Origin of the sequence: Streptomyces sp. NPDC017991, from assembly GCF_044328075.1 — a bacterium.
Lineage (GTDB): Bacteria > Actinomycetota > Actinomycetes > Streptomycetales > Streptomycetaceae > Streptomyces.
This window is the reverse complement of the sequence record NZ_JBIRGP010000005.1, coordinates 453,082-478,964: the sequence shown is the minus strand read 5'-3', so window position 1 is coordinate 478,964 and position 25,883 is coordinate 453,082. Positions and strand designations below refer to the sequence as shown.

36 protein-coding genes are annotated in these 25,883 nt (G+C 69.7%); 17 read left to right on the top strand and 19 right to left on the bottom strand.

Annotated elements, in window-relative coordinates:
- Window positions 1-41: 41 nt before the first annotated feature.
- From ACH4DZ_RS18500 to ACH4DZ_RS18470, 7 genes are all read right to left on the bottom strand, one after another.
- The gene (locus ACH4DZ_RS18500) at window positions 42-503 is read right to left on the bottom strand and encodes a hypothetical protein (RefSeq protein ID WP_398288197.1); all 462 of its coding nucleotides are present in this window, start codon (window positions 501-503) and stop codon (window positions 42-44) included.
- Window positions 504-773: 270 nt separating this feature from the next.
- Window positions 774-1,379, bottom strand: coding sequence for a hypothetical protein (locus tag ACH4DZ_RS18495; protein WP_398288195.1), 606 nt, complete (start codon window positions 1,377-1,379; stop codon window positions 774-776).
- 291 nt (window positions 1,380-1,670) lie between these two features.
- On the bottom strand, window positions 1,671-1,967 hold the full coding sequence (locus ACH4DZ_RS18490; protein WP_398288194.1) for a hypothetical protein: 297 nt from the start codon (window positions 1,965-1,967) through the stop codon (window positions 1,671-1,673).
- On the bottom strand, window positions 1,964-2,317 hold the full coding sequence (locus ACH4DZ_RS18485) for an HNH endonuclease (protein ID WP_398288193.1): 354 nt from the start codon (window positions 2,315-2,317) through the stop codon (window positions 1,964-1,966). Before ACH4DZ_RS18485 ends, ACH4DZ_RS18490 begins: the two co-directional genes overlap by 4 nt.
- A 289-nt stretch (window positions 2,318-2,606) precedes the next feature.
- Window positions 2,607-3,200, bottom strand: a complete 594-nt coding sequence (locus ACH4DZ_RS18480) for a hypothetical protein (RefSeq protein ID WP_398288192.1) — start codon at window positions 3,198-3,200, stop codon at window positions 2,607-2,609.
- Between the two features lie 92 nt (window positions 3,201-3,292).
- A complete protein-coding gene (locus tag ACH4DZ_RS18475; protein WP_398288191.1) occupies window positions 3,293-3,793 on the bottom strand; it encodes a hypothetical protein in 501 nt (166 codons plus the stop codon).
- A 13-nt stretch (window positions 3,794-3,806) separates the two neighbouring features.
- The gene (locus ACH4DZ_RS18470) at window positions 3,807-4,175 is read right to left on the bottom strand and encodes a hypothetical protein (RefSeq protein ID WP_398288190.1); all 369 of its coding nucleotides are present in this window, start codon (window positions 4,173-4,175) and stop codon (window positions 3,807-3,809) included.
- Window positions 4,176-4,378: 203 nt separating this feature from the next.
- Here ACH4DZ_RS18470 and ACH4DZ_RS18465 point away from each other — a divergent pair, with 203 nt between their 5' ends.
- The gene (locus ACH4DZ_RS18465) at window positions 4,379-5,689 is read left to right on the top strand and encodes a hypothetical protein (RefSeq protein WP_398288189.1); all 1,311 of its coding nucleotides are present in this window, start codon (window positions 4,379-4,381) and stop codon (window positions 5,687-5,689) included.
- Between the two features lie 1,693 nt (window positions 5,690-7,382).
- Here ACH4DZ_RS18465 and ACH4DZ_RS18460 read toward each other — a convergent pair.
- The 12 genes from ACH4DZ_RS18460 to ACH4DZ_RS18405 all read right to left on the bottom strand — a co-directional run bounded on the left by ACH4DZ_RS18460 (window position 7,383) and on the right by ACH4DZ_RS18405 (window position 15,700).
- Window positions 7,383-8,711, bottom strand: a complete 1,329-nt coding sequence (locus ACH4DZ_RS18460) for a DNA cytosine methyltransferase (protein ID WP_398288188.1) — start codon at window positions 8,709-8,711, stop codon at window positions 7,383-7,385.
- Between the two features lie 263 nt (window positions 8,712-8,974).
- Window positions 8,975-9,715 (bottom strand): hypothetical protein, encoded by a 741-nt coding sequence (locus ACH4DZ_RS18455; RefSeq protein WP_398288187.1) that lies wholly within the window; start codon window positions 9,713-9,715, stop codon window positions 8,975-8,977.
- Between the two features lie 61 nt (window positions 9,716-9,776).
- A complete protein-coding gene (locus ACH4DZ_RS18450; protein ID WP_398288186.1) occupies window positions 9,777-10,628 on the bottom strand; it encodes a hypothetical protein in 852 nt (283 codons plus the stop codon).
- A gap of 90 nt (window positions 10,629-10,718) precedes the next feature.
- The gene (locus ACH4DZ_RS18445; RefSeq protein ID WP_398288185.1) at window positions 10,719-11,243 is read right to left on the bottom strand and encodes a hypothetical protein; all 525 of its coding nucleotides are present in this window, start codon (window positions 11,241-11,243) and stop codon (window positions 10,719-10,721) included.
- Window positions 11,244-11,338: 95 nt separating this feature from the next.
- Window positions 11,339-11,989 (bottom strand): hypothetical protein, encoded by a 651-nt coding sequence (locus tag ACH4DZ_RS18440; protein WP_398288183.1) that lies wholly within the window; start codon window positions 11,987-11,989, stop codon window positions 11,339-11,341.
- Window positions 11,990-12,072: 83 nt separating this feature from the next.
- Window positions 12,073-12,756 carry a hypothetical protein gene (locus ACH4DZ_RS18435; RefSeq protein ID WP_398288182.1) on the bottom strand — a complete coding sequence of 228 codons (684 nt, stop codon included), beginning with the start codon at window positions 12,754-12,756 and terminating at the stop codon, window positions 12,073-12,075.
- 77 nt (window positions 12,757-12,833) lie between these two features.
- The gene (locus ACH4DZ_RS18430) at window positions 12,834-13,205 is read right to left on the bottom strand and encodes a hypothetical protein (protein WP_398288180.1); all 372 of its coding nucleotides are present in this window, start codon (window positions 13,203-13,205) and stop codon (window positions 12,834-12,836) included.
- Between the two features lie 71 nt (window positions 13,206-13,276).
- On the bottom strand, window positions 13,277-13,654 hold the full coding sequence (locus tag ACH4DZ_RS18425) for a hypothetical protein (protein WP_398288179.1): 378 nt from the start codon (window positions 13,652-13,654) through the stop codon (window positions 13,277-13,279).
- Between the two features lie 200 nt (window positions 13,655-13,854).
- The gene (locus ACH4DZ_RS18420; RefSeq protein WP_398288178.1) at window positions 13,855-14,067 is read right to left on the bottom strand and encodes a hypothetical protein; all 213 of its coding nucleotides are present in this window, start codon (window positions 14,065-14,067) and stop codon (window positions 13,855-13,857) included.
- The gene (locus ACH4DZ_RS18415; RefSeq protein WP_398288177.1) at window positions 14,064-14,723 is read right to left on the bottom strand and encodes a hypothetical protein; all 660 of its coding nucleotides are present in this window, start codon (window positions 14,721-14,723) and stop codon (window positions 14,064-14,066) included. Before ACH4DZ_RS18415 ends, ACH4DZ_RS18420 begins: the two co-directional genes overlap by 4 nt.
- 15 nt (window positions 14,724-14,738) lie before the next feature.
- A complete protein-coding gene (locus ACH4DZ_RS18410; RefSeq protein WP_398288176.1) occupies window positions 14,739-15,143 on the bottom strand; it encodes a hypothetical protein in 405 nt (134 codons plus the stop codon).
- 65 nt (window positions 15,144-15,208) lie between these two features.
- Complete coding sequence (locus tag ACH4DZ_RS18405; protein WP_398288175.1) at window positions 15,209-15,700, bottom strand: hypothetical protein; 492 nt, start codon at window positions 15,698-15,700, stop codon at window positions 15,209-15,211.
- Between the two features lie 264 nt (window positions 15,701-15,964).
- On the opposite strand from ACH4DZ_RS18405, the gene ACH4DZ_RS18400 reads away from it, so the two are divergent.
- From ACH4DZ_RS18400 to ACH4DZ_RS18325, 16 genes are all read left to right on the top strand, one after another.
- Window positions 15,965-16,384, top strand: a complete 420-nt coding sequence (locus ACH4DZ_RS18400; RefSeq protein WP_398288174.1) for a hypothetical protein — start codon at window positions 15,965-15,967, stop codon at window positions 16,382-16,384.
- Between the two features lie 67 nt (window positions 16,385-16,451).
- On the top strand, window positions 16,452-16,691 hold the full coding sequence (locus ACH4DZ_RS18395) for a hypothetical protein (protein ID WP_398288173.1): 240 nt from the start codon (window positions 16,452-16,454) through the stop codon (window positions 16,689-16,691).
- Between the two features lie 152 nt (window positions 16,692-16,843).
- Window positions 16,844-17,263: a hypothetical protein gene (locus tag ACH4DZ_RS18390; RefSeq protein WP_398288172.1), complete on the top strand. Its 420-nt coding sequence runs from the start codon at window positions 16,844-16,846 to the stop codon at window positions 17,261-17,263.
- 69 nt (window positions 17,264-17,332) lie between these two features.
- Window positions 17,333-17,824, top strand: a complete 492-nt coding sequence (locus tag ACH4DZ_RS18385) for a hypothetical protein (RefSeq protein WP_398288171.1) — start codon at window positions 17,333-17,335, stop codon at window positions 17,822-17,824.
- 240 nt (window positions 17,825-18,064) lie between these two features.
- Window positions 18,065-18,715, top strand: a complete 651-nt coding sequence (locus tag ACH4DZ_RS18380; RefSeq protein ID WP_398288170.1) for a hypothetical protein — start codon at window positions 18,065-18,067, stop codon at window positions 18,713-18,715.
- On the top strand, window positions 18,715-19,686 hold the full coding sequence (locus ACH4DZ_RS18375) for a hypothetical protein (RefSeq protein WP_398288169.1): 972 nt from the start codon (window positions 18,715-18,717) through the stop codon (window positions 19,684-19,686). Before ACH4DZ_RS18380 ends, ACH4DZ_RS18375 begins: the two co-directional genes overlap by 1 nt.
- 148 nt (window positions 19,687-19,834) lie before the next feature.
- Window positions 19,835-20,248, top strand: a complete 414-nt coding sequence (locus tag ACH4DZ_RS18370; protein WP_398288168.1) for a hypothetical protein — start codon at window positions 19,835-19,837, stop codon at window positions 20,246-20,248.
- A 41-nt stretch (window positions 20,249-20,289) separates the two neighbouring features.
- On the top strand, window positions 20,290-20,781 hold the full coding sequence (locus tag ACH4DZ_RS18365; protein ID WP_398288167.1) for a hypothetical protein: 492 nt from the start codon (window positions 20,290-20,292) through the stop codon (window positions 20,779-20,781).
- Window positions 20,782-20,849: 68 nt separating this feature from the next.
- On the top strand, window positions 20,850-21,410 hold the full coding sequence (locus ACH4DZ_RS18360; protein ID WP_398288166.1) for a hypothetical protein: 561 nt from the start codon (window positions 20,850-20,852) through the stop codon (window positions 21,408-21,410).
- Between the two features lie 80 nt (window positions 21,411-21,490).
- Entirely contained in the window at window positions 21,491-22,120 is a 630-nt protein-coding gene (locus ACH4DZ_RS18355) for a hypothetical protein (protein WP_398288165.1), read from the top strand.
- A 191-nt stretch (window positions 22,121-22,311) separates the two neighbouring features.
- Window positions 22,312-22,587 (top strand): hypothetical protein, encoded by a 276-nt coding sequence (locus ACH4DZ_RS18350; protein WP_398288164.1) that lies wholly within the window; start codon window positions 22,312-22,314, stop codon window positions 22,585-22,587.
- A gap of 278 nt (window positions 22,588-22,865) precedes the next feature.
- Window positions 22,866-23,129, top strand: a complete 264-nt coding sequence (locus ACH4DZ_RS18345; protein WP_398288163.1) for a hypothetical protein — start codon at window positions 22,866-22,868, stop codon at window positions 23,127-23,129.
- 227 nt (window positions 23,130-23,356) lie between these two features.
- Window positions 23,357-23,761, top strand: a complete 405-nt coding sequence (locus tag ACH4DZ_RS18340; protein WP_398288162.1) for a hypothetical protein — start codon at window positions 23,357-23,359, stop codon at window positions 23,759-23,761.
- A gap of 79 nt (window positions 23,762-23,840) precedes the next feature.
- Complete coding sequence (locus ACH4DZ_RS18335) at window positions 23,841-24,152, top strand: hypothetical protein (RefSeq protein ID WP_398288161.1); 312 nt, start codon at window positions 23,841-23,843, stop codon at window positions 24,150-24,152.
- 78 nt (window positions 24,153-24,230) lie between these two features.
- On the top strand, window positions 24,231-25,286 hold the full coding sequence (locus ACH4DZ_RS18330; protein WP_398288160.1) for a phosphoadenosine phosphosulfate reductase family protein: 1,056 nt from the start codon (window positions 24,231-24,233) through the stop codon (window positions 25,284-25,286).
- A gap of 88 nt (window positions 25,287-25,374) precedes the next feature.
- Entirely contained in the window at window positions 25,375-25,830 is a 456-nt protein-coding gene (locus ACH4DZ_RS18325; protein WP_398288159.1) for a hypothetical protein, read from the top strand.
- Window positions 25,831-25,883 lie beyond the last annotated feature (53 nt).

Here is a 25,883-nt window from a genome sequence, read left to right as displayed (position 1 = left end):
CCCGGGGGAACGTCAGCCAGCCGGCTTTTGTGACACCCCGCTCAAGGGCGTGCGTGCAGTTCAGCAAGGGTCGTGAGCGAGGTACGGACGATCCCGACGGCCAACGGCGGAGTCAGCGCGGCATGGGTGAGATCCCCGTGGGCGAACTTGTTCCGGATCGGGCGACCGAAGCCGTCGAGGAGGCCGTACTGCTCATCGGTGAGGAGGCCGTCCTCGCGCGCCTTCTTGAGGTGGCTGGCCAGGCTCCCCTTGCCGTAGCGGTCGGTGAGCGCAGTCTCGATGGCGATGATGGACGTAGCGGCGCCAACCATCAGGAACTCAAACCGGTAGTAGCTCATCCGGATGAGTTCGCACGCGGTGGTCATCACACTCTCGGCGGCCTGGGGCAGGCCGGGCGGGATGACGAGCTCCCGGACCAGGTCGTGCATGTCGGAGAACTGCCCGGCCCAGTGTCGAAAGCGGACGTCGGGCACAGGCCACGGCAGTTCGCGCATGTCGCTCATGCCCGGAGTCTCGCAACGCGGAGGCAGGCGGGGCAGCTGCTTTTCGACAGGCGGATCTGGCTTGGAGGCAGACGCCGACGGTGTCTGAGCGAAGCGAAGGCACCGTAATTACTTGATGGTCATGCTTGATGTTCATACTAAAGGGGCCTGACCTGCCGGAACCCGGAGCACCGGAAGCCGGATTCACCGGGGCCGGGTTTTCAGGCCCCGGTTACCGGCGACTGAAAACCCGGCCCCGGTGATGCTGCAGGGCCGGGCTCGGGGCGGGGGTCAGTAGCCGCGGCGCTTCTTCGCTCGCGTCTTGAGGTTCCGCACGTACGCCGGGGTGAGGTCGTCGCCCAGCTCCGCGATCTTGCTGGTGCTCCACCCGTAGGGCTCCTCGGTCAGGGCGAGCGTGGCGTCATACAGGAACGGCATCGCGGCCTTCCGGCGGGCGCCAGCGACCGACACCGTGGCCGACAGCGACGGCAGCCGGTCCGCGGCGTCCTTGATGTGCTCGACCCCGGCCTCCTTGGCGGCGGCTCGGCGCTCCTCGGAGGTCATGCGGGCGTTGAGGTCGCCGTCGGGGTTGATCGTCGCCGTCTTGTCGCCGCGCAGCGCGAGGCGGCGCATCTCGCTGTACGCGTTGGGCAGGATGCCCAGGACCTTGTCCAGGCCGCGGACGCCGTCGTAGAACCACAGGCTCATGGCGGCCTGGTTGCGCTCCTCAGCGTGCGCGGCGATCTCAAGGTCGGCCTGCTGCACGATCTCGCAGGCCCGCTTGAACCGGTCGTCGGGCCGGGCGATGGCGCCCAGCTCGTCCTTGACCTGGCGCTCGGCGTCGGCGCGGAGGGTCTTGTGCTCGGGGACGGTGAGGTTGTGGTGCGCAGCGGACATGACTGGCCTCCGGGTACTCGGGCACCGCGCTGGGTGCCGGCGAAGGCTGGGGCAACCCCATGCCGAAGAACGCCGAAATAGTACAGCGCGGTACGGAGGCTTGTCATGACGAGCGCGCTGCACCCCTCCTGAGCAGGGCAAATCCGAAACGGCCGACGAGGAGAACCCGCCCATGGACGTCCGCTGGGGCAGCTGGATCGCGGCCAGCCGGTGCGTCGGTGAAGACGATCCGGCCGACCTCCGTCGGCGGCACGGAGCCGGGGCGCAGGAATCCGAGCCCCACGAGACGCCTCACCGCCACCACCGCAGCCGGGCAAGACCGCGGCGCGGACCCGGAAGCGGCTGGAACTCCTCGCTCTCCGTTTTCCACGGGTCATCCTTCCGGGCCCTGTGCTCGGCGCGAGAGCACAGGGTGAACACGGCCCAAGTGCTGCGGCCGAAGGTGATGGCGGGCCCGCCGACCCCATACAGCCGCTCGTTGCTGCTGTAGGTGTAGCCGATCGCGAACCACACCTCCGGGGTGCTCGTGGTCCAGGTCCCGGCCGTCCACCGGCCGAAGTCAACGAACCCCGGCGTCTCCCGCTTCATCGCCCCGCCCCCACGACCGTGGTCCGCTCGCCGTCCGGGGTGAGTCGGTACGTCTGTCCGTCGGCGTACTCGACCTCGACCTCGTCCGGTACCTGTGGGCGACGCACCTTCCATCCGGCCTCGTATGACGGTTTGGGGTTGTCCTCGAACCATCCGTTGCACAGCTCGCAGGCCAGCAGCAGGTTGTGCGCCTGGTTGACCCACGGCTCCCGCGCCCCGCCCATGCCGCGGTTGACGCGGTGATGGATGGTCAGCCGATGAATGGTGCCGCAGCGCACGCACTGCCCGCCGTCTCGCTGGTAGACGAGGTCCTTAACCGGGTCGGTGGGGCCGGTGCGTCGTCGAGCCACGATCGTCTCCGTCCTGCCCGGCCTCCGGGCCGCGGTCGCGGCCCGCGTGTGCGGCGGGGTGAGGGACGGGAGAGTGGCGGGTGACCGGGCCTTACGTCGCGCTCTCCGGCGCCCGCCATCGGGCAGCGACCCACGACGGGCACGTCCTGGTCGTCGTGGAGGTGCGGCGTGGGCGAGCAGCGAGGTGCGGGGCGCAGGCGGAACGTCGTCGAGCCGGGGTGCGGCCGGATCGGATTTGGGACCGGAATGAGTGTCCCCGCCGTGACGGGGGTTCACGGCGGGGACGACTTCAGTGTGCCACGTGATCGTTTTCGAGAGTCACGCCCTCTGTTGTACCGATGTTCAGCACGATCGGATCGGCAGCGGTACGGGGCCATGGGTCCGGGCGTGGGGCAGGCGCGCTCAGTGCCGCGTCGTCGCCGTGCTCGGCGAAGGCGTCCTCCAGGGCGTCAAGGACGGCTGCCGCGTCTGGGATGGGCGCGAACGAGATGACGACTTGCCCGTGCCCGAGGGTGCCGAGGGTGAACTCGAACTGCGCGGCCGATGTCTCGCACTCGTACACATAGGTGCCCGGCGGGGCGTCGCTCAGTGGCCCGTCCGCGTAGTCCAGGTACGGGAGACGGATCTCGTCGACGGCGCGCGCGATCACCTCATTGGGGATCTGTCCGAACTCGACGTTGGCGCGGCCCTCGTCGTCGACGCAGACGCGGCCGGCGCCGCGCCCCTCGGTGTCGTACTCCAGGCGGATGTCGTCACAGCCGACGTAGCGGGAACGGTCTCCAAGGTGAGGGAAGGCGGTCTTCAGCGCGGCGACGGCCGCGGCCTGCGTCTCGTGCCAGTGCTGCTCCCAGGTGTCGATGGCCTGGAGGAGGTCGGGCTGCATTTGGTGCTCCGTTCGGTCGCCGGGCCGCAGCCGCGGGGGCGGCCGGGGTCCGGCAGGGGTGATGCAACGGAGCAGCATCCGCATCGAGGGGGCTAGCGTCGCGCTGGCCAGCGGATACGTGCGGGCATGTGCTGTTCGTGGACGGCGCCCATCAGGTCCATCAGGGAGCTGGACGCCGAACCGGGGTCCCCGATATCGACGGCCTTGAGAGCTCTGGCTGCGGCCTCCCTCACGGGGGCGTCGAGACGTTCCGCTGCGGCCTGCTGGTAGGCGACCCAGCGCAGCTCGGCCACCTCCTCGTCGGTGACCGCTCCGTTCCCGGTTCGGGGGGAAGCGGCGCGCTGGTAGCAGGCGACGGCGATGAGGGCGCCCTGGGCCAGCGCGGCCCCGAAGCCGTTGCGCTTCGCTTCGGCCTGCTGCTGGCGGATCTGGCGGAGCCGGACGAACGCGGCGACCCCGGTTCCACTGGCACAGCACACGGCCGCGGTGAGCGTGCTCGTCACGTCCTGGGTGGTGAGGTAGCCGACTCCGGCACCGAATATGAGCCCTCCGAGCGCCATGACGGCGACGACGGGGCGAGCGTCCTTCCACATGCCATGCAGTGTCTCAACCAGCACTGACAGCCCGGCGCGCCCGGTAGTCGGCAACGAGGAGCGCTGTGGCGGCGTCGGTGAAGCCGTCGGCTTCCTCAAGCGCAGCCGCGGGGAGCGGATCGCGGGGATCGTAGCCGAGGGCCGGGCTGCCGGAGACGTGCTCGCACAGGGCGTCGAGCCGGTGCAGGAGCGCGGCGCGACGGGCCTGGTCCTGGTCGAGGGAGCGGAGCCAGACGAGGCGGGCGCGGGCGTCGTCGAGGGGGCGCGGCGGCAAAGAGCTTCGGATCGCATCCGCCCGCTGCGCCAGGGCGTTCCGCACGGGAACACGGAGCAGCGCGGCGAGGCGTTCGCGCGGCGAGTAGTCCGTAAGGATCGCGGTCATGAATCCCACTGTTGCAGCGGGCACTGACAGCCCGGCCGGGCATGTTCGCGTCCGGCCGGGCGTGCGGTCAGCCGGTTCCGCCGAAGAGACCCCCGTTGCCGCCCGTCCCGCCCGTGCCGCCGTCGGGACCGTTCGCATTATTCGCGGGCCGGTGCGCTGCGCGAAGGGCCAGAATGGTCGCTCTGCACCGGAGGGGGTTGCTGATGAACAGGAAGGTCGTGGAGCTGCCGGACATCCCGGCGGCCGGCGAAGAACTCGAGGATTACGTCGCCGCGCTGTTTCAGGCGTCGGGCCACTATGTGGAGAAGTCGATCGTGGGGTCCGACCCTGCGGACATCTTCGAGCTCGATATCGTCACCACCGACTACGCGCATGAAAGACCCAGGCGGCGGCTCACCGAGGTCAAGGGTGGGGGCTGGGGGTACACCGATCTCTTCAAGGTCGTCGGCTGGATGCAGTACCTGAAGATCCAAGATGGCGCCTTCTTCATCACGCGGTGGGATGACCGTGAGTCTGCCCCGGGCAAGATGGGGCCGTTGGGGCTGGACGTCGTCTGCTTCGAGGACTTCAAGACCGCGCCAGAGGAGTTCACCGAGAGGGGCTTCGGAACATTTGCAACGCAGGAACTCATCGAACTGTGGCGACACTCATACGGTGCGGAGCGCAGGTTCGTCAAGCTCCTCAACAAGCGGGCGAAGAAAGGGGATGAGGGTGCCAAGGCGGCGAAGGCATATCACCGCCAGATCAACAACGGCACCTTCCTCGCGCGCGCTCCAGAGGAGTCCTTGGCGCTGCTGTACGAGGCGTACGGCGAGCACCCGAAGCTGACCCGCGGCTACGCGCAAGAGCTGGACGGCAACGGGTTTGATCCTCAATCGGAGGCTTCCGACAGCGCGAGCTACAGAGCCATGTTGAGGGGGGAGTACCCGGAGCTCCAGGCCTGCACGTACCTCGAACACCGAGCGCGGCTTTCCATATTGAAGGCGGCGGTTGACTACGCGCTCGAACACCCTGATGGTGCCCCGGGGGTGATCTTGGAGGGCAAGAACTGGTTCTTCCAAGGTCTGACCTATCACGCCCTGCCCGCGACCTTTCACGACGGCATGACGTGGCTGCGAGAGCAGCCGAACTTCAGTCGCTACGCGAGCTTTTGGCAGCAGCTTCTCTGGGGGTGGGGTGGGTTCTACCTCGACGACCGGGAGGAGCAGGAGTTTGAGTGGATGTCGAAGTATTCCGGCATTCCCGTCGATGAGATCCCGGTGGCGTTGGAGGCTTTCGACCGGTTCTTCCCGATCCCCGGAGGCTGGTTCGTCAATGCAGGGCCGACCGATGTCCGCATGGTCAAGATGGTGCCGTGGATCTTCCAGGGGATTGGCGCTCACCATCGCCGCGTCCAGTACGGCCTGGACGAACAGCTCAACCTGGCGGCACTGAATCCAAGCTCCCAGTACACCCTCAGCGATCTCGGCAAACGCATCAACTGCGCCGTCGACTTTCTGCTGGATCAGCCGTAGGCCTGTCCTTCGGCGACTCCTCGACAACAGCCACGAGGACAGAGGCAACTGTATCTAAGGGGCCCCGGGGAGGTCGGTCGGCCTCCCCGGGGCCCATGGTGTCCGAGACGACGTCAGCTCCGTGGCGGCCGTGGCGGTGAGCCAGTCGGCGGCTTCGGCATCAGTCCGAACCAGCGCGCGTGTCGGAGGTGCGGGCCGGCAACCGAGGCCAGGCGCTGCAAGCTGAAGGTCGACAAGCTCAGCGCACCGGCCGACCCCGGACGCGAGGCTATTGAGAGGAAACAGCTACCTTAAGTCGCGCGCCTATCGGACCTTCACGAGCGACGGCGCCTTGACCGCCGGAGCCGGGGCTTTCACGGCAGGCGCCTTCGGAACGGACGGCGCCGTGGGCGCACCGGGCGCCTTTGGCTTTGCCTGGTTCCGGTTCGTGCCTCCGCCGGCCGCGCCGGGCACCGCTACCCCGCCGTCTGCCGGACGGTGCGCGCTGCTGCCGTAGACGACACACGGCCGGTGAGCGGCGGACGTGCCAGCCCTGCCATCGGCACCGGGGTCAGGGAGTCTCATCGGGTAGGGGGCTTGCACTGGGTGCCGGACTGCCCCCGTTTTGCGAAGGCTCGTCCGCGGCTCCACCATCCAGTTCCGGCAGCTGCGGCGGGGGTGGCAGCTCAGACAGACCCTGCTGTGTTCGTTCCAGTTGCGCTCGCATCCACTCAACGTGCGCTCGCCTCGCCTCCAGGTTGGCCTCGGCTCGCGCTCTTTCCGCCTCCGCCTTAATGATGGCGGCCTGCCCTTCTGCTCGGGCCCTGACGATGGCCGCCTCGCCTTCTCGCTCAGCACGGACCACAGCAGCTCTGCCGTCTTGCCGAGCTCGCTCTCCTTGCCCAGTCTCAGCTGCGCGTCGCCCCATGGCACGAAGGAGCCGAGACATCGCAACGCTCGTGCCTGCTAGAAGTCCTCCGAGGCCTGTTACCGCGCCGATCATCGGGGCAATGTCATCCGGACCGAATCGGGAGCCCGGAAAGGCGGTAAGCGTACGGTCGAGCCCCCAGTAGGCGAGGGCAAAGAAGGCGCCGCATAGTGCGATCCAGGCGATCCAGACGATTCCGACGGGCAATGCCGAGTCCGGCCCATCTCGCCATAGCAACCACGACGCCAGAATGAAAACAATGAGGCCGAGTCCCGCCCACAGCAGTGCGGGATCGATGAGATGCCGCATGGCGGGAGAATCCTGCACCAAAACGCCCGCCGCCACGGCGAGGCCCAAGGCCGTGACAGCCGTGGAGAGGGCATACAGCCTCAGGAAGAGCCCGTCGTTCCGGCCCGGCCGCGTTCGCTCTCGGTCCATCTATGCAGTATGTGGAGCCCATCGGCACCTACTGGCTTGAGAGGAACTTCCGCCGCCTAACCGTGACATGAGGCCACACCGTCCAGGCAGAGGCCAGATGCTTGCCGGACGCCGGACGCCGGACGCCGGACGCCGGACGCCGGACGCCGGACGCCGGACGCCGGACGCCGGAAGCCGGACGCCGGACGCCGGACGCGCAGCGAGCGGAGCCGGGCGGTGAAGGTGGTCACGAACAGGGCCTTCCAGGTGGGCGAGCAGTTGGCCGCGCATCGTGGGCGGGGTGCGCCATTTGCGTCGCGTGCTGAGGCCGGGCGGCCCGGCCTTCGGGGCGGGAGGCCGGGCGTGGGCTCAGACAGCTAGGTCGTACTCGTCGTCCCACAGGTCGGCGTAGTGGTAGAGCCCGGTGAGGTAGTCGCATAGTCGTGGCTCCCAGTCGAGTCCGTGGAGGACGGCCAGGACGTACGCGGCCACGGCGGGGCAGACGACGTCTCCGGCCTGCTGGAACTGGCTGGAGCGTGACCCTTGCCACGGGTAGGTGGCACGGAAGGAGACGAGTGTTCCGGCTTCGGCTGAGGTGAGGCGCTTCCCGTCGCTTTCGCGGACCCAGGTGCGGGTCTTGCCGGTGAGGCACCAGGACGGCTTGTCGGCTGAGAAGCAGTTCCCGCCCTTGGCTCGGCCGGTCGTCGGGTCCACGGGGCGCTGTCCTCGGGTGTTGATCCGCTCGCTCTCGTCCCATCCGAGTGCTTCGGCCATCGTCGTGACCGGCAGGGGTGCGGCGGGCGGCGTGATGTCGACCCAGCGGTGGCGGGAGGCGAGCATGAACGTCCGCTTGCGGCGGGAGGCCACGCCGAGGTCTGCGGCCTCCAGGACGGCCCAGGAGGTACGGAACCAGTCGGCGCACCCGAACTCGACGGACAGCTCCTCCAGGATCTCCTCGGGCAGGTTGCTGGACTGCTCCATGGCCATCCACTGGGTGGGGGCGCCTGCCGCCTGAAGACCGAGCGGCCAGATGGCGACTTCGGCCATCAGGCCGATACGCGGGTCGGTCAGTCCGTCGAGCATGGCGCGGACTTCGGCCCAGCTCTGGCCGGAGCGCGGGGCGTAGCCCTCGTGGTACCCGAGATCGGCGCACAGCGGGCAGTCGCCTTCAAGATCGGCAAACAGCTCGTCGCAGCACACCTCGTCGAGGCGGATGAACCCTCCTGCCTCACCGGCGGCCGCGATGGTGTCCCGCAGGATGTCGATGTTCGTGGCGAGGAGTCCGGCGCGCTTGCCCGCCGTCGAGAAGCTGGGGCATGGGGGGCTGATGATGACGCCTACGGTGCAGCGCAGGGCGGGGTGTTCGGGGTCGAGCTTGCTGACGTCGGCGCAGATACGGACGTGGCCAGCGGCGCGAGCGGTGGCGCAGGCGTCTTCGTTGATGTCGACGCCGACGATGTCGAAGCGGGTGATGCCGAGGACGGTCTTCAGGCCCTCTGCCCAACCACCGGGGCCCGCGCACAGCTCGACCACTCGCTCCGGCTCTCCCTCTTCCCAGGGGAGGAGCCAGCGGCCGGGCCAGGGAGCGGCGATCTCGTCGAGCTCCGCCATGACGTGTGCGGGTATGGGGGCGCCGGTGCCCTTGTAGGAGAGGGCGCTGGTGATGACGCTCTCTTGGGCTGCGGTCAGTTCGGGCACTGGTGTGTCTCTTTCGCTTCGGGTCGGTCAGCGGTTGCTCTCCGCCAACAACTAAAATACTACAGTGTGCGTCACGCATAGTCCATTCGTGCAGATCAGAGGCATGTTAGTGACGCGAACTGGATGAGAAAGGTAGAGGTCCACGCAAGAGTGAGGAACACAAAACGGGGCGTTCCTCGCTGTGAAGGAACGCCCCGTCGAAGGGCTCGTGCTACCCAACGGACTGTCAGGGAGAGGTTCGGCCGCCCCTGGCCCGGCGACCGTCAGGGCGCGTCGTCGACCTGGCCCAGGACGATGGTGAGGCGCGCGCCTTCCTCGGGGTGCAGCAGTTCGGCCAGTGCCCCCAGCGCCCGGGACAGCACCGTGTCGTCCCAGTCGGCGGTCTCGTTCGGGCCGTCCTGGCCGGGGGCGTACAGCTCAACGTCCTGTCCACGCCAGTCGGCGTGACCCATGCCCAGCTTCGAGTCCGTCGCCTCGAACACGGCCGTCTCGTAACGCCGTCCGTCGCCCGGGGCCAGCAGCCCCGCCCGGCGGGCCACCACGTCGCGCAGCGCGGCCTCCTCGGCGGCAGCGGTGGTTTCCCGCAGCTCGGTCAGCATCGCCGTACCGAACCCATCCAGGAGCCGCCGCAGCGCCGACTTGCGCTCCTCGCCCCGGGCCCGGGCGACAGGGGCCTGGGCGCAGCACTCCGCACGCCAGCACGCACACCGCCCGCAGTCCTGGCACCTCTGCGCCAGGGCGCAGCCGCACCGGCAGTCGAAGGCCCCGCAGTCGGCCGCGTGCTGCGCCTCCGGCTCGGACGCGGGGACGGCTGCCAGGGAGCGGGACAACTCGGTGAAGTCGCGGTCCTCTTCGACCAGGTTCGCGGCGGAGGTCTCGCCGCTCGCGCGCAGCATCGCAGCCACCTCGTCGCAGGTCTGCCGCCGCACGATGAGGGCGTGCGCCTCTACCTGGGCGCCGATGAGCAGCGGGAAGGAGTCAGGGACGGGGATGTTCTCGGGCATGGGCATGGTCTCCAGACGGAACCGGGGCGCGCCGTGCAGGCGCCCCGTGGGGTGGGATGAGTCAGCGGGCGAGCAGTGGGGCGAGGTGCACCAGGTGGTCGACACCGACGCCGTGCAACTCGGCGGACGCAGGCGTGGAGTCCCGCACGCGGGCGGCCGGATCGGTGGGCGGGGCGAGGTAGCCGAACGGGCCGATCGCGCCTCCGAAGGTGAGGCCGCTGTCGTCGAGCTGGTCGACGTCGGTGAACTGCGCCAAGTGCGCGGCCACGCGGCGGCCCAGGCGTGTCCCAACCGTGCGCAGGGGGAAGCGCGGAGTGCGGTCGGCGGGCTCGGGCAAGAACAGCGGCAGGACTCGTTCCACGGCCGTGACGGGCCCGGTGACGGACAGGTCGCACGCGGGGTTGGCGCCGACGAGCGTCACCGCGAACCGCGCCCCCTGCGCCTCCCAGGCCAGGACATGGCTGTTGGGCTGGACGCCGACGGTGTTCAACGTCGCCGCACCCTGGGCGCGCACAGCGCTGCCGATCAGGTTCAGGTGCAGCAGCCTCATCCGGTGCGCCTCACTGGCGAGCGGCTGGGCGTAGGCGACAGCGGAGGCGTCGTCGAGGCGCGGCAGGATAAGCCGCAGGGTCTCGCGGACCACGGGCTCCGGTGCCATCCGGTCCAGGCTGAGGTCCGGCTCGTAGGGCTCGCGGTCGTCGAGCTGCCACGCGATCTCGGTACGCCACGGGTGCGCAGCGAGGATGAGCGCGCCGGGCCGCCCGGCCTGGGTGAGGCGCGCGGCGGGACGCGTCGTCCACCAGGCCGCGTACGGGGCGACCGTCCAGGCGTGGCCGTCGCGGTGCGGCAGACGCTCGGCGACGCGTTCGGCGATCGCCGGTGCGGCCTTCACGGGAGTGGTGGCAGTAGCCATGCGGGTTTCCTTCGGGTCTTCCGGCGTTGCTCTCGCCGGGGAGTTGACCGGCAGGGGGTGTCTTGCGTCGCCCCCTGCCGGTGGGTGGGGTCAGAGCCAGGAGCGGACGACGCGCGGGCTCTCCGAGTAGCACTCGACAGCGACCGTGTAGAAGTCGGCGTCGGGGTCGTCGAGGAGGGTGAGCGCCGCGTTCACGACGAGGTTGTCCAGGTCATCGGGGAAGCTGCGTCCGGTGTGCCGGGCGGCGGCGTCGACGCCGTTGTTCACGGCCTGCGAGACCTGCTCGCGGATGAACTGCGGAGCCTCGTCGTCCTCGGCGGCGTCCGGGGTCGGCTGGTAGTGCCGGTTCTTCACCTCGGCCCATGGCGCGGACGGGGCGTCGAGGTACGTCATGACGGCGGTGATCGCCCAGGCGAACCGGTCGCCCTGGTTGGAGCGGTGCGCCTCGTCGGCGGCCATCGTCACGTCGTCGACGATCGCGGTGTGGACTTCGTCGCGGGAGTACAGCTTGACCGGGCCGGATTGGGTGGAGGCAACGACGTCGCCGGGGCGCACGGTGGTGGGGTCGAAGTCGACGACCTGAATGCGGGCGCCGTCGAAGGATTCGAGGGACATGGCGGGGTTTCCGTTTCGGTCCGGGTCTGTGCCGGCCCGGTTGCTCTCCGGGTCGTGGGACCCGACCGACGGCCGGGGCCCGAGGGCGGGTTGGATCAGTCGACGTCGCTGAGTCCACGCACGGTGTTGGCGACGAGTTCGGCGAGCACGGGCAGCCCATCGGCGGCGCACGCATCCGGCAGGTAGGTGCGGCGGCCCATGTCGTCGGCCAGGTAGAGGTCTCCGTGAGTGCACGGGTCCCTGTCGGTGTCGACGACCAGCAGGTAGCCGTTCGTCTCGTCCTGGAGCTGGAGGTACGCGCCGACGCCCCACGGGGTGGACTCCGCGTGCCAGATGGGACCGAGGAGTTGCACGGCGGCGCGGCCGATGTCCCCGACGCTGAAGTCGTACTCAGTGCCCGGCTCCGGCGTGTAGCGGTCGTGGTCGTCGTGCGGCAGGTACCGGGAGTGCGCCTCCTCGAACGCGACGATGGCATCCGCGACGATGGCGACGGCGGCACGGCGGATGGGTCGGCCGAAGATCAGCGGGGTGTCAACGGCCGTACTGGCGACAGCGATCGCACCAGTGAGCTGCCAGGCCGCTTCCTTCCACACGCGGGTGTACGGGGCGCGGACGGCCGCGTACGCCTGCATCGGGATGATCCGCTCGATCAGCAGGTCGGCGGCGCTCCGGCGGCGGGGGAAGGTGGCGAAGACGCCGTACGCGGCGCGGGCCTCGGGGGCGAGCGGGGTGACGGTGATGCTCATGGTTGTGCCTTTCGGGTCTTGGCCGGTTGCTCTCCGTCCAGGGGTGGGGCGCACCGGTGGGGTGCGCCCCGTGGGGCGGGTGGTCAGTGAGCGGTGTCGCCCTGGATGGCGGGGCACTCGTAGCCCCAGCAGTCGCATGTGGTCGCGTCAGCCCAGGTCTGGCCCTTGCCGCAGTCGCAGACGGCCCACTCGCGGACGGTGAACCTGATGGAGGAGCCGCCGCACGCGATGCACTTCAGGTGCAGTTCGGCGACGCGCGCCCGGTTGAAGGGGCGGCGGCTGCCGACGTTGACCGCGCCTTCGAGCCGCTTCCACTTCGCGAGAACGTTGAGCACCGCGCGGAACCAGCGGTCGGTGTCGGCGTCAGCAGTGTCGGTGTCGGCGTGGAGCCGGTCGAGTTCGGCGCGGAGCGCCGTCTCCTCGGCGGCATCCCGCTCGTTGGGCGGGAGTAGCCGGGGCAGCGTGGGCAGCGGTGCGGCGGTGAGCGGTGCGGTGATGTAGTCGATCACCGTGTCCGGGAGGCGGCTGTCGGGGTGAAGGGCGATCAGCTCACGGGCGTCGGCAAGGGCCCGTCCCATCTCCATGAAGGGGGCGTTCGTGGTGCCGTCGTAGGCGTCGCACGCGGTGGCGGCGGCGTCGAGGTGCGCGGCGATGAACTGGAGGGCGGAGATGGTGGCCGGGGCGGCGAACCGGTCCCGGGCTGCGTTGGCGGCGGTGCGGGCGCGGGTGGCGGCGGCGATCTGGACCGAAGTGGGCTGGTAGGTCACGGGGTTCCGTTCGGGTCTGGGCCGGTTGCTCTCCGGCCAGATGGGGCGCACCGGTTTGGTGCGCCCCGTGGGGCGGTTCAGGAGCGGCAGGCGTCCGGTGACGCGCAGCCGGGCTGGCAGGTGGAGCGGGTGACGCCGTTGATCAGAACGCGGACAGCGTTGGTGCCATCGGCGCGGCAGGCTCCCCGGGAGTGGTTGCCGTGGACGACTTCGGCGCGCAGCACCTTGCCGCTAGTCCGGCCGATGGTGATGGAGCCGAAGGCGCCATGTGGGCCGCTGGAGTTGAGGACGATGCGTCGGGTGTTGCCGTGCGGCTGGCCCCAGGTGGGGCGTAGCCCCTTGGCCTCGGCGAGGCGGATGATGCCGACGGTGTAGCCGGTGATCCCGGTGAGGTCGATCGTCGTCTCGGCGGCGCCGGGGATCTGCTCGGGTGCGGGGGCGGTGTTCATGGTGGAGGTCTCCAAAGTGTGGGGGCCGGGGCACGGCGGGGGTGGGCCGCGCCCCGGCGGTAGGGGTGGGGTTACGCGGCGAGGGCGGCGCGGATGGTCTTGTACTCGGCCTTGCGCGGCTTGTAGTTCGCGACGATCTGGGCGACCTGTTCGGCGGTGTAGCGGTAGACGGTCACGACCTGGCGGGCGCGGCCGTTGAGCGTGCGGCGTATGCGGGCGGCGCGCCCCTTGATGCCCGCCTTGCGGGCCTGAGTGCGAAGCGCGTCGGCAGCGCCGGAGACGGCGGTGAGCGGGGTGCCGGTGGCGATGATGTGGGTGACCAGGGAGCGGGGGCCGGTGCGGACACGGCGGGCGGCGGTGGAGGCGGCGCGGCGTGCGCGGGCTTCGGCGCGGTTGGTGCGGGCGCGGTCGCGGAGGAGGGCGGCGGTGCGGCGGGAGTTCGCGGACATCGGGGTCACCTTTCGGTTCGGGTCTGTCGGCGGTTGCTCTCCGCCAACAAGAAAAATACTACAGCACGCGTCGCCATGGGTCTAGTTCGGGGAGTGATCGAACACCAAAGTGCCCGTAGGCGGCAGATTCGTTGCCCTCTGCGGCTGTCGTGGTTCGTGCATCTCGACCGTGGCGACGCGCGCTGTACTCGACCGGGAGGCTAGAACAGTGCGTCGACCTGCGGAGGTGCGGCCTCGGTCCGGCGGCGCGCGGTCCGCCGCTCGGGCACGTCGTCGCCGAACAGAGCGGCAGTGCCGTACGCGTCCGGCGCGGCCAGCACTCGGGCCCCCGCTCGCGCGGTCCGCTCGTCGACAAGGGCGAGCTGGGCTGAATCGTCGAAGTCGCCGCGCCCCATCTGCGTCCAGTCCGTCACCGGCTTCCCTCCTTCTGCTGCGTGGCGTTCAGGTCGATGACGTACGTGTGCCCGTTCTCGTCCCCGATCTCCAACTCCGGCGGCCACCCGTCGGCGGCATAGCTCTTGAGCTGTTCGTACGCGAGCTGTGCGGCCTCCTGCGGGCTGGACGCCTCGAAGTCGGCGGACCACATCACCCCGTACGTCCGCACGGGCAACGCGGCCTCATCGGCGGCCTCCTCGGCGGCGGTGACAACGCCGACAGGGATCACGGCCATGGGCCGATTGCGCAGCTCGATGGCGCACGGCTCATCACCCTCGTCGCCCTCACCGTGCTCGGACGGCGACAGGCACACGAACCGCCACCCGACGTCGCCCACACGGCTGTGGTCGCCGAGGGTCCACGCGTCGACGTCGTCGCGCTCCTCGCACCCCTGGCACGGGCAGTCCCGCAACGCGTGCGGGTCGGCGGGGTACGGGGTGGGGACGTGCCCCGCCCGACGGGTGCCGCTCTCGTCGGAGAAGTCGGCGAGCACGAGATCACCGGCCTTCACCTCGTGGGCGTGGACGGCAACGGCCTGGTCGAGGGTGAGCCCGTGCGGCAGGGGCGGATAGTCGGAAGCGGTCGGCCGGTCGGTGAGGTGCAGGGTCTCGGAGCCGAGGGTCAGGGTGCGCATGGTGGGCCTTCCGGGTCAGGCAGGGAACTGGTGGGCGGGGATGACGATCAAGAGTTCGTCGGTGTTGTTGAGCTGGCACACGGGGTCCCCGCGCGGCCAGACGGTGAGGACAACTGGGCTGGTGAGGTAGGTGCACGGATCGGCGCGGTGCTGGCGGCACAGCTCGCACGGGCACTGCGGGTCCACGGGCCGGGGCCGGGCGGTGAACGGGATGCAGCCGTACGGCAGGTAGCTGACTTCAGCGGTGCGCTGCGGGTCGTAGTCGTAGACCTCACCGAGCACGACATCCCCCTGTCGAACCTGGTCAACGCGCACGATGCGTACGGCGGCCAGATCGAAGGCGTAGGGGTGGGCGTCGTCCGGGCGGGCGGACAGGCGGACGGGGCGCACGGTCGGGTCAAGGTCGAAGAACTGCGGCATCGGGTTTCCTCCAGCGGGGGGCGGGGCCGGGGCGCGGCGGTGCGGCTGCGCCCCGGCGGGGGTGGTCAGTGGTGTTCGCGCCACTCGGCGTCGAGGGCCCGCAGCGCGGACGGGAACCCGGGCGTGCCGGGCTTCTCGTCGAGGTCGCGGATCTGGGCGTGACCATCGGGGTTGTCGACGCGGGAGCCGTCCGGATTGGCCCATCCGTACGCGGGTCGGCTGGCTACGGTCACGCACAGCCCGACGGCGACCCCTGCGCCCTTGCATTCGGTGGGGACGATGGGGGCGCCGCAGACGCGGTTGCCCATGGTGTGGCAGTCCCAGCCGCTCTCGTCCTCGTCGATGCGGCCGTCACGGTTGTCGTCGCCCGTGGCGTCCGCGCGGCCGTCGGCGAAGCCGTCGTTGAACGCGGTCACGATCTCCTGCGGAGTGGCCTTGGTGGCTCCGGCGCTGGCGGGGCCGAAGGTGGCGATGGTGCCGAGGGCGGCGGCGGCCAGCCCGGCGGCGAGGAGCACGGCGGGGCGGGGCCGGCGGAAGGGCAGGCGGAGTCTGCGCATGGCGAAGTCCTTTTCGATTCGGGTCGGTTGGCCCGGTTGCTCTCCGGGCCGGTGGTGCGATGAGAACGCTACACACCCTCAATAGAAAAGTACAGCGCGCGTCGCGCGGACTGGATGGGGAGCCTTGCATGTAGGTGAAAGGCGCCATCTCGGTGGGGACTTCCCAATGGTGTGACGCGTGCTGTAATATTAAGGTGTTGGTAAGCGACACCGCTGACAGCCCGGAGAGCAACCGGGCACCGACCCGAACCGAAAGGCACAGCCATGCCCGTCACCCTGGACAAGGCCCCCCGCTCCTTCACCGTCCTCATGCAGGACGGCGTAGTCCACGGCGTCCTCCTCACCCCCGCGACAGAAGAAGACCGCGAACTCCTCTACTTCGACGCCTACTGGGGTGACTGCCTCGACCTGCGCGAGGTGACCGCCATCGACCGCTTCGAGGCGCACAACACGGCCGTCGCCACCCACGACCGCGAAATTGCGATCGAGGACTACGTGGACCGCGTCGGGGTCAGCCACGACGTGGCCCGCACCGTCTACCAGGACTGCCGCATCTGGGCCCGCTCACTCGGCACCGCAGGCCGCGCCTCCTGGCTGCGCCATGGCCTCAAGAACTACATGCCGCTCAAGCACTTCGTGCTGATCGAGGTCCTGCGCGAGGTCGGCGAGCCCACCACCGCGTGACCGACCACGCCGCCCGCCACCACGGCGGGCGGCACCCCCGCCATCCACACAGAGGAAAGCCATGCCCGTGCAGCCCACCACTATCAGCCCCCGCTTCGACCAGCACCGCCACCCCGACGGCGAAGGCGACGGCTGGAACGAACACATGCGACTGATCAACGGCCGCCTCTACCACTTTCAGCACGGCTACACCGTCCAGGGCTACGCCACGTTCCGCGCCTACGTCCGGATGCCCAGCAGCGCAGTGCCGATCACCCCGGAACCCCTCGTGAACTGGCAGCTCGTCCACGAACTGCACACCGACTAGGGCAACTCCGTGACGGGCGGCCCGCCCCGCCCGTCACACCAGCCCCACCAACGCGAAACAGCGTGCAATGGCGCGCTCTTACGCGTGCGCGCGTAGAGACCGCTCAAAACGCTCGCAACCTCGACCGCTCTCCCCTTGGAAGGCCCCGTTTGATGACTGCTTCGACGACCGCCGCTGACCTGACCACGGCCCAGGTGACCATCACGCTCGACCAGTGGGACCGGCCCGTCGTGCTCCTGCCCGATGACGTCGCCGCGCGGCTGGCTGTCTCGTCCCGTACGGACGTGAAGAACTACGGCTACGGCCACTTCGAGTCCCGCGTCTTCGGCGTGGACACGTACGAGACCCGGGCCATCCGCACGATCTTCGCGGCGGTTCTCTCCGTGCACCCCGACGATCAGGGCCTTGCCCAGTACGAGCGGTTCGGCACCGGCTACTTCTACGGCTGGACCGTCGGCGTCTCCGGCTGGGACCCGGCCGTGCGCACCTGGCGCAACTACAACGCCACCAAGCATCTCCACGTGGACGGCCTCCACCTGGAGCACGACGGACGCTCCCACTTCGGTTCGTGACCCCTGGGGCGCCCGTCCCGGCGGGCGCCCCCTCCCTCTCGCACTTCACCCTTGGAAGGGCACGCCACCATGCCCGTCTCGCTCGACAAGCCCGTCCGTACGTTCACCGTCATCCACCAGCGTGGGAAGGTCTTCCACGTCGTCCCGGCGCGCGCGGAGATCCACCGGGACGGCTCCCTGGGCCCGTACGCCACGGCGTGGCAGAACATGTTCGCCCGCTGCCTGAATTCCACGACGGTCGAGGCCATCGACCGGTGGTCGGCCGTGACTGCGGCGTCCGACGCGATCGGCCCGTACATGACCGAGCGGGAGTGGCTGACCAGTCGTATCGACGTCTTCGCCAGGGGCAACCATTCGGCGAACCCGCAGCTCCCCGTCCACGAACGCGCCGTCGTCATCGACGTGGTCCTGGACTCCACGTTCACGCCCACGGTCGACCCGACCGGCCCCGCCATCGTGTGGGAGGGCGCGCCGGCCGAGGAGCGCCGCACGTGGCTCGACGGACAGCCGACCGGCGTGCTCCTCCGCTGGTACCGCCACGTCCGGCACATCCCCGCCTGACCGTCAGCCCGGCCCCCCAGCAAGGGGTCCAGTGTCGGCCAGTTCCCCCCGTTCGCCCCGTACGCGGCCAGTGCCCGCCCCTAGGGTCGCTTGACCTGCGTGCGGGGCCCCAACCCGTCTGGTCACAGGCCAGGCCCCACCCACGTTGAGGTTCCCGTGAGCACTCCTGCCAGCACTCTCATCCACCGATCCGTCTTCACCGTTCCCGACGCTGACACCTTGCTCGACACCGTCCGATGGATGTCGGGACAGTGGCTGAAGAAGAAGTTCCGGGCCGCCGTCCCACTGGGGACCGGGCAACACCCGCTCGACGACGCGTCCGTACTGCTGTCGCAAGCGGCCTACGACGACCAGGGCGCCGAGTACGCCACCCGCATCCAACTCCGGGAGGACAAGCCGGAGGCGACCTGGCGCACCACCGTCACGGCAGTCCGCTCCACCACCGGCGACGGAGGCACCGCGGGCGTCGATCTGGAGTGCTTCCCCAACACCGCGCAGGCTCTCCGCGGCAGCAAGCCCAACCTGATCCGCGACCTGGTGGGCGAACTGGAGCCGCGCGACGGCCTGTCGAGGCTGAGCGTCAACGCGCTACGCGTCACCCACGACCGCGTCCACTCCCTGCTCGACGTACTGTGCGACCCGGAACGGCAGATGCCCACCCTCATCGCCGCACGCCCCGTACAGGCCGATCCACTGTGGTCGGACCGCGTGGCCGGCACGATGCGGAACGTCGCCGGGGACGCGTCCACCTACCTGTTGTGGGACCTGGCCGCGGTCGACGCGTTCCGTGAAGCGATCGGCCATGACCACCGCGTCAGCCCCGGTTGCGTACGTACCTTCATGCCGCTCGTCGACCCGGCCTGGGCGGCGGAGCTCCGCGGCACCGGCTGATGGGCTCCTCCAGGTGGACCGACCAGGCGGACCAGACGTGGCGTGGCGTCGCCCGACGCGTGCACACGCTCGCCCTGGAACGTCCGCTGCCCCGACAGCTCTCCTCCGTGATGTTCCCCGACCGCGTCGCCGAGCAGCACCGCCAGGAACGCCGTGAGTCCATGGACAAGGCGCGGCTGCTCTCCTCCGTACCGGCGCAGCGCACGGGGGAACGAGACGAGGAGCTGCGCGCCGAGGTGGCCCTGTTGAACGGTCTGCTCGACCAGGCCGACAAGGAGCTGTCGGAGCTGGGCCGCAGCATCGACCTGGCCGAGCGCGCGAGCACGTCGACTCGTGACCAGCTCCAGGCCGTCATCAGCGATCGGGACGGTGAGATCGAGGACCACCTGACGACGCTCGACGCGTTGCAGCAGGCGCGAGCCGAGGCGGACCGGCTGAGGCTTCTGCTACTGCGCCAGGGGCGCGCCGATGAAGTCGTTGAGGCCGCCAAGAGCCTGCCGGGCATCCCCGCATCGTTCGAGGAGCTGTGGGAGCGACTGGGGGAGCTGGAGCATCTGGCAGTGACCGCGGACCAGAGGATCGCGTTCCGGCTCGACGAACACCCCATGTCGCGGACGTGGGCGGCGAAGGGCTGGACAGCCCTGGTGGCGCTCGACTCCTATGCCGCAGCGGCGAAAGCCGGGTTCAACGGCGGGTTCTACCAGTTCTGCACGATCCCGCCCGCAGGCGCCAAGCCCTACCCGGCCAAGCAGATCGCGATGACCGAAAGTGCGCCGACCATGGAGCAGTACGGGCACGAGCGCATGTTCCCGGTGCCCGGCGGGGAGCGCGCGGAGATGCAGGCGCACCTGAAGCTCGCCGCTCGGGGAACCATCGCGCCGCGCGTGTACTTCCTCGACGAGGTGAAGGGCGCCGGCCGTCTCGTCGTCGGGTACGTCGGACCGCACCTGACGAACATGATGACCAACTAGCAGCACCGGCAAGGCACAGCGCGCAGCGCACCATGAAGGATCTGGCCTTGTTTTGCGGGGTCATCTAGCACCCGTGCGACGCGTGCTGTAGTATTTGAGTTGTTGGCGGAGAGCAACCGCCGACAGACCCGAACCGAAGGGAACCGTCGTGTCCTTGACCCTGCCCAGCGTGGACGACCTCACCGCCATGTGTGGGCCGCTGCGCACCGTCCTCGCCCACTCCGGCCCCGTCGACATCGCGCCCGAACTCGACGAGGTGTACTCCTTCGAGATCCTGGGCGGCAAGACGCTCCGCGAGTCCGTCATCACCGGCGACGCAGGACCCGCCCTGATCATCCGCCTCGTCGAGTACAGCGACCCGGTCACCCACACGACGCGGTACGGCGTCGAAAAGTGGAGCGTCGTCGGATACCGCACCGTCGACCACACCGTGCGCCTCGTCTCCGACACCGAATACGACCGGCAGGTCCGCGCCGAGTTCGCCGCGCCGTCCCTGCCCGTCGGCCGCGAGCGGTTCACCGGCGGCATGGCCACCTTCTACGACGCCACCGACGTCATCTGACCATCCGCTCCCCACCCCTCCCGCACCGAAGGACTGCCAACATGGCCACCGCCCCCAAGAAGCCGACCCCCGCCCACCGCCGCGCGCTGCTCGCCGCCCTCGCGGATGACAAGGGCCGTGTCCCCGAGAGCACCAACATCCGCGTCCAGGACGCCATCTGGCTCGCTCATTGGGTGACCGAGGTGACCAACACCGGCCGCGCCGCCGCAGGGGCGCGCTGGGCTGGATACGACGGGCCAACGTTCCTGTCTGTCAACAGCAGCGGTCGCCGCGTACTCCTCACCGACGCGGGCCACACCGCGCTCCACGGCGCCACGCCAGAGGGACGCCTGCCAGAAAACACCCCGTGGCCGACCGCGATGGCCCTGCACCGTGACGGCCTGATCGAGTTCCGCGACGCCGTCGGCACCGTGCACCCCAGCGACGGCGACGACGGCGTACGCGGGCCGCAGTACGCCCCGTACCTCACCGCGATCGGCCGACGCCTGGCCACTGGGTTCCCGCAGGCGCACCGGACTCCCCAGACCGTCTGACAGCCACCCACCGGCCGCGCCACCACTCACCCGGCGGCGCGGCCCCGCTCACCGAACGGACACCCACGATGAAACCCACCAACGGAGACACCGCGCTCTCCACCCTCCGCATGAGGACCAGCGAATGGCGCTCGAACGCCGACCGCACCCGATCGGCCGGCACCGACGAGTCCCTGGGCTGGCAGATCGACCGCATGGGCGAGCGCGACGACCTCGCCACGGAGATCGTCGAAGCGTGGACGATCCTCGACGACACGATCACCCGCAACCTCGGCGTGTCCCGGCCCGAGGAGTGGCGCGTCCCGCAGCTCACGGACGAGGAGTTCACCGCAGCACTCGCCGACTGGCCGGAGCTGGCCGTATTCGGCGAAGACCTGGTCAAGGACCTGTCCCGCCATGTCGGCATCCGCTACGTCCACTGGATGGCGCAGCGCGCCGTGAAGAACGCCCCCCGCCTCGCGGCGCCCCAGCAGGACGACGCTTGCACCTGCGTCACCAACTGCAATGAGGCCAAGGGCGGGTGCAGCCTCTCCGGGCGCAGGCACGTCCACCCCCGCACCCGCACCCGCACCCGCAGCGGCCGGTACGGGAAGTGCCCTGAGCACCCCGACGCCCCCGTCGACCTGTAGGCCGACCCACCAGGGCCCCCGCGCCCGCCCGCACCTCCGGCGGAGAGCAACCGCCGTCCGACCCGAACGAAAGAGGCCCCGTGTTCAACGCCACCGTGCTCGAAGCACTCGCCGCAGCCGACGTCCCCGCCTTCTACGACGAAGAGGGCCTTCTCATCGCGCACTCCGCCGACGTCCCGCAGAGCCGGGCACCGTTCGGCGAACACGTCGTGATCCAGCCCCGCAACCGGGACGGCAGTGGCTACTACGCCGTCGCCTGGGAGCCCGACGGCCTGCCGGACTACACCGAGATCGCCACCGTCTACGAGACGCCTGGCAGCGACGTGAACCTGTGCGCGCGAGCTGTCGCCGAGTGGTTCACCACCCCCCGCCCGTCCGCTGGCGGAGTGCTCCTTGCCGCGCTCACCGACTGGGGCATCACCGCGCACACTGACGACGTCGGCATGAGCTACGCCATCCCCCTCGACCCGACCACCCCCGCGGCGGACTCCCGCAACCAGCCGCACCTGTCCGTAGGCGACCGCGCGCCGTCGGTGGAGCACGTTCCCGCCGCACACACCGGCTGGACCCTGTTCATCCACGATCAGGACGGCGCCCCCATCGGCGACCCGCTGTTCATCAGCGGCGACGGCGGCCCGGTGGACTGCCGTGTCGACTCCGCGGCAGTCGCCGAGACCATCGCCGACTTCCTGACCCACCCCGCCCACTGACTCTCCACCGGGGCACGGTCGCGCGCCGTGCCCCGGCCTCTGACGGGAGAGCAACCCGCAGGCCCGCACCGGCTGGTGGTTTCCAAGGCACAGGCCGCCCTGTTCGCCGTGCCGGCTGAGCCACCCGACAAGCGACGCACCGTCTTGTCGCACGGACCGGCGGGGTCATAGCCGCCGGCGCGGTGCTCCACATGATTGGCCGGAGCTGCGAGGTGACCGCGGCGATCAGCCCGGCGCTCGCCGGAAAGAAGTTTACTCCGCGCGGCTTCCGGCGGCTGTTCGCCATCGAGATCGTCACCGGGGGACTGCCGATCCATATCGGCGCGGCCCTGCTCGGACCCCTGAATCTCCGGACCGCTCAGGGTTACGTCGCGGCCTTCGCCGAGGACATCGTCCAGCACTACCTGAAGTACTTGGACCAGCCCCGACCACGGACGCAAGGCACCACCGACCCAGCCCCAGCGTGACCACGCAAGGCGTGCCACTGGCTCAACCGCCCCTGCACACCTGCCAGAGCGCGTGGCCGCTGCTAAACTCGTGCTATCAGCAGACGGCCCCAGCTTTGACGTGGTTGGGAACCTGTTGGTGGGTCAATACGTACTGTGGAGCACATCGGCCACCAAGGCGTATTCCCGATCCGGAACAGTAGGCGGGGTTACCCCGCTAACCCGCGGTGCTCGGGGTGACAAAGCATCTTCCTGAGGCTTGAACGTCAGCGGGGCTCAGTTTGACCACCATTCAATAGGTGGTCGAGCTGATGCTGCCCGCCTCCGGCTCGACCGCCTCCCTCAGGGAAGGCCATCGGTCGTTGAAACTCACCTTCGCAGTCAAACTGTTGCTCGTCCTGATCGCGGGACTGGTGTCGCTCGTCGTGGCGATAGGCGCCGCCCTGCTGTCCCGGTCCAGTGATGCGGCGTTGCCCGCCGCTGTCCTTTGCGGGGCGGGAGCATTCGCAGTGTCCATGACGCTCTGTCTGTGTGTCATGTCAGCACTGGGCCTCACGGGCTGACACAGGTCCTTCAGTTCCAGTGGCTGAGGCTTGACGCGCCTCAGTCACTTGGAGGCCGCCTCGCGCCAACCCCGGAACCCGTGCACGGGGAACAGCGCGCGTCGAACGTGGAGGTGATGGCCTGAGTTCCTGGGGCAGGTGGACCAAGCGTGACGCGTGCTGTAATATTTGGAGTGTTGGTGGAGAGCAACCGCCGACACGACCCGAACCGAAAGGGCCCGTGCGCCATGACTGCGCCATACCTCTCCCCGTTCCTGCCCGACGTGAAGCGCAACCGGGACTCCCTCGCCGCGGCCTGGCTAAGGATGCTCGAACTCGGCTACACGACCCGCACCAAGCCGGTCCAGGAGCCCGAAGGCTGCACCCGCACCCGGTGCGCCGGAGCCCACGACGGCTACCCCGGCAGCGAACACCGGTGGGCCCTGCACTGCCTGCTGGACGGCGTCGACATCGAGGTCTTCTACAGCCACATGCGTGAGCGCAAGGGCACCAACCCCGCCCCGCCGCGCCGTCACAAGGGCTGCACGTTCTCCGGACCGCACAACGCCAAGGCCCGCGCCGCCCGGTACGTCGAACTCGGCCTCACCGTCCCCGCCTGGGACACCGACGCCCGCGCCGCGCTCGCAGCCTGACCCACCCCGCCGGGGCGCGACGCAGACCTCCGCGCCCCGGCACCCTCCCCATCCTTCATCACGAGATCACGAGGTAGTCATGACCACCGCTCCGGCCGTCCTCATCAAGAACACCGCCGAACTCGCCCAAGGCCACATCGTGCACACCCTCGGCGGACTGCGGGTCCGGCTCGACGAAGGGACATCCCGCGCGCTGACAGGCCGCACCGTCTACTACTGGACCGCCACCGTCCTCAACCGTGCCGAGGTCCTGGAGAGGGGCGTCATCCCCGAGGCGTTCATGCGTACCCAGAAGTGGGTGCCGGGCAGCGGCTGGAAGACCGACCGCGAAGACGTCTGGACCGTGCAGGGCAACAACTTCGACGAATGGCTGGTCGAGGACCCCTCCTAGCCCAACCGCCGGGGCGCGCCCGCCCGCGCCCCGGCCCCGTTCCGAACGCCCCGCACCCTCACCCCTGCCGAGGAACCCGTGAGTGCCCAACTGGCCCTGTTCGCCGAAGCCCCCGCCCCAAAGAAGACCCGTCTCCGTCGCGTCCACCCGTCCGTCCCAGAAGTGCCGGCCACGACCATCCCGAGCGCGCTACTGCGCGCCGCCGACTGGATTCTCCTGAACTCCAGCGGTGGGAAAGACTCCCAGGCCATGGCCTCCCACGTGTGCGCCCTGGCCGCCAAGCTCGGCCTCCTGCACCGCATCGTCGTCGTCCACGCGGACCTAGGGGACATCGAGTGGGCGAACACCCGCAAGCTGGCCGAGGAGCAAGCCCGCCGACTGGGCGTGCGGTTCGAAGTGGTCAAGGCCGAGGGCGGCGACCTCCTCGCGCGCACTGTCGCACGGTTCTTCAAGCTGAAGGCGAAGGCCGAGACGGAAGCACGCGAGCAGGGCCTTGACCCCGCCGCGGCGAAGGTCGCCCCCGCCTGGCCTTCGAGCTCAGCGAGATGGTGCACTTCGGACCTAAAGAGAGGCCCGATCCGGAAGCTGATGACCCGGCTCGTCAACGAACGCGGCGACCTCGGACGCCCGGTGCGTATCTTGAACTGCCTTGGCCAGAGGGCCGCCGAATCCGCTCCGCGCGCCAAGCTCGCCGCTGTCGAGATCGACCGACCCGCGAGCAACGGCAAGAGGCATGTGACGACCTGGAGGCCGGTGCACGGCTGGTCGGACGTTGAGGTCTGGAAAGAGATCGCCCGCTCCGGCCTGCCGTACCACGAGGCGTACGACTGGGGCATGAGCCGCCTGAGCTGCAGTTTCTGTGTCCTCGGGTGCGAGGCAGACGTAGTGCTCGCCGCGCGGCTGCGCCCGAAGAAGGCCGACGAGTTCGTAGCCGTGGAGAAGAAGGTCGGCGCCGACTTCAAGCACGGCCTGTCCATGGCCCAGATCATCGAGCGGGCCCGAGCGCTGGACGCCGAACACGGCGAGTTGCAACGCCCGCCGCACGGCACAGCACTCTCCCGCTACGTCGGCAAGAAGGCCACCCGCGAGTACCTGGCGCGCGTTGAACGGGGCCGTCTCGACTTGGCGGCCTGACCGTCCCGCACCGCCCCCGGCCGCCCGGCCGGGGCCTATCGGCCCGGAGAGCAACCGGGCCGCCCCGACCCCGATGGAGACCCCCCCCATGTCCCGCACCACCCGAACGCACACCATCGCGGCGCACCTGACCTCCGGCGGCCTTACCGCGCTCTCCCTCAACTGGGACGAGCAGCAGGAGGAGAAGGACCCTGGCCGGCACGAGCGCGACGGGTTCGCCGTACGGCAGCAGCACGACCAGACGGGAACGCTCGTCGTCGTGGCAGGCGCGTACGGCCCGAACTGGTTGCGCACTCTGGCCGAGGTCAGCGGGCGCCTGGAGCAGCCGCACCTGAAGTGCACGGTCATCGCCGCGGCGCCCGGCGTCGGCGACCACGAGGTCATGGTCCGGTGGGCGACGTCGACCGAGTTGCAGGACAGCAAGCGCGCCCGTGCCCAGGCGCAGGCGCCGCTGATCGCGCTGCTCCGTCAGCAGGATGCGGCTACCAAGGCGGCCGAGGAGCGGCAGGCGCTCGAAGACGCGTGCCAGTCCGGTCTGTGGTGACCGCCGAACCGCGCCGACTCTCCTCACGGATGCCGCGTCTATGAGGAGGGAAG

Coding starts and splice junctions, on each gene's coding strand:
- ACH4DZ_RS18500 (WP_398288197.1), bottom strand. CDS start 503: ATGAGCGACATGCGCGAACTGCCGTGGCCTGTGCCCGACGTCCGCTTT.
- ACH4DZ_RS18495 (WP_398288195.1), bottom strand. CDS start 1,379: ATGTCCGCTGCGCACCACAACCTCACCGTCCCCGAGCACAAGACCCTC.
- ACH4DZ_RS18490 (WP_398288194.1), bottom strand. CDS start 1,967: ATGAAGCGGGAGACGCCGGGGTTCGTTGACTTCGGCCGGTGGACGGCC.
- ACH4DZ_RS18480 (WP_398288192.1), bottom strand. CDS start 3,200: ATGCAGCCCGACCTCCTCCAGGCCATCGACACCTGGGAGCAGCACTGG.
- ACH4DZ_RS18475 (WP_398288191.1), bottom strand. CDS start 3,793: ATGTGGAAGGACGCTCGCCCCGTCGTCGCCGTCATGGCGCTCGGAGGG.
- ACH4DZ_RS18470 (WP_398288190.1), bottom strand. CDS start 4,175: ATGACCGCGATCCTTACGGACTACTCGCCGCGCGAACGCCTCGCCGCG.
- ACH4DZ_RS18465 (WP_398288189.1), top strand. CDS start 4,379: ATGAACAGGAAGGTCGTGGAGCTGCCGGACATCCCGGCGGCCGGCGAA.
- ACH4DZ_RS18455 (WP_398288187.1), bottom strand. CDS start 9,715: ATGCCCGAGAACATCCCCGTCCCTGACTCCTTCCCGCTGCTCATCGGC.
- ACH4DZ_RS18450 (WP_398288186.1), bottom strand. CDS start 10,628: ATGGCTACTGCCACCACTCCCGTGAAGGCCGCACCGGCGATCGCCGAA.
- ACH4DZ_RS18445 (WP_398288185.1), bottom strand. CDS start 11,243: ATGTCCCTCGAATCCTTCGACGGCGCCCGCATTCAGGTCGTCGACTTC.
- ACH4DZ_RS18440 (WP_398288183.1), bottom strand. CDS start 11,989: ATGAGCATCACCGTCACCCCGCTCGCCCCCGAGGCCCGCGCCGCGTAC.
- ACH4DZ_RS18430 (WP_398288180.1), bottom strand. CDS start 13,205: ATGAACACCGCCCCCGCACCCGAGCAGATCCCCGGCGCCGCCGAGACG.
- ACH4DZ_RS18425 (WP_398288179.1), bottom strand. CDS start 13,654: ATGTCCGCGAACTCCCGCCGCACCGCCGCCCTCCTCCGCGACCGCGCC.
- ACH4DZ_RS18415 (WP_398288177.1), bottom strand. CDS start 14,723: ATGCGCACCCTGACCCTCGGCTCCGAGACCCTGCACCTCACCGACCGG.
- ACH4DZ_RS18410 (WP_398288176.1), bottom strand. CDS start 15,143: ATGCCGCAGTTCTTCGACCTTGACCCGACCGTGCGCCCCGTCCGCCTG.
- ACH4DZ_RS18405 (WP_398288175.1), bottom strand. CDS start 15,700: ATGCGCAGACTCCGCCTGCCCTTCCGCCGGCCCCGCCCCGCCGTGCTC.
- ACH4DZ_RS18400 (WP_398288174.1), top strand. CDS start 15,965: ATGCCCGTCACCCTGGACAAGGCCCCCCGCTCCTTCACCGTCCTCATG.
- ACH4DZ_RS18390 (WP_398288172.1), top strand. CDS start 16,844: ATGACTGCTTCGACGACCGCCGCTGACCTGACCACGGCCCAGGTGACC.
- ACH4DZ_RS18385 (WP_398288171.1), top strand. CDS start 17,333: ATGCCCGTCTCGCTCGACAAGCCCGTCCGTACGTTCACCGTCATCCAC.
- ACH4DZ_RS18380 (WP_398288170.1), top strand. CDS start 18,065: ATGTCGGGACAGTGGCTGAAGAAGAAGTTCCGGGCCGCCGTCCCACTG.
- ACH4DZ_RS18375 (WP_398288169.1), top strand. CDS start 18,715: ATGGGCTCCTCCAGGTGGACCGACCAGGCGGACCAGACGTGGCGTGGC.
- ACH4DZ_RS18365 (WP_398288167.1), top strand. CDS start 20,290: ATGGCCACCGCCCCCAAGAAGCCGACCCCCGCCCACCGCCGCGCGCTG.
- ACH4DZ_RS18360 (WP_398288166.1), top strand. CDS start 20,850: ATGAAACCCACCAACGGAGACACCGCGCTCTCCACCCTCCGCATGAGG.
- ACH4DZ_RS18350 (WP_398288164.1), top strand. CDS start 22,312: ATGATTGGCCGGAGCTGCGAGGTGACCGCGGCGATCAGCCCGGCGCTC.
- ACH4DZ_RS18340 (WP_398288162.1), top strand. CDS start 23,357: ATGACTGCGCCATACCTCTCCCCGTTCCTGCCCGACGTGAAGCGCAAC.
- ACH4DZ_RS18335 (WP_398288161.1), top strand. CDS start 23,841: ATGACCACCGCTCCGGCCGTCCTCATCAAGAACACCGCCGAACTCGCC.
- ACH4DZ_RS18325 (WP_398288159.1), top strand. CDS start 25,375: ATGTCCCGCACCACCCGAACGCACACCATCGCGGCGCACCTGACCTCC.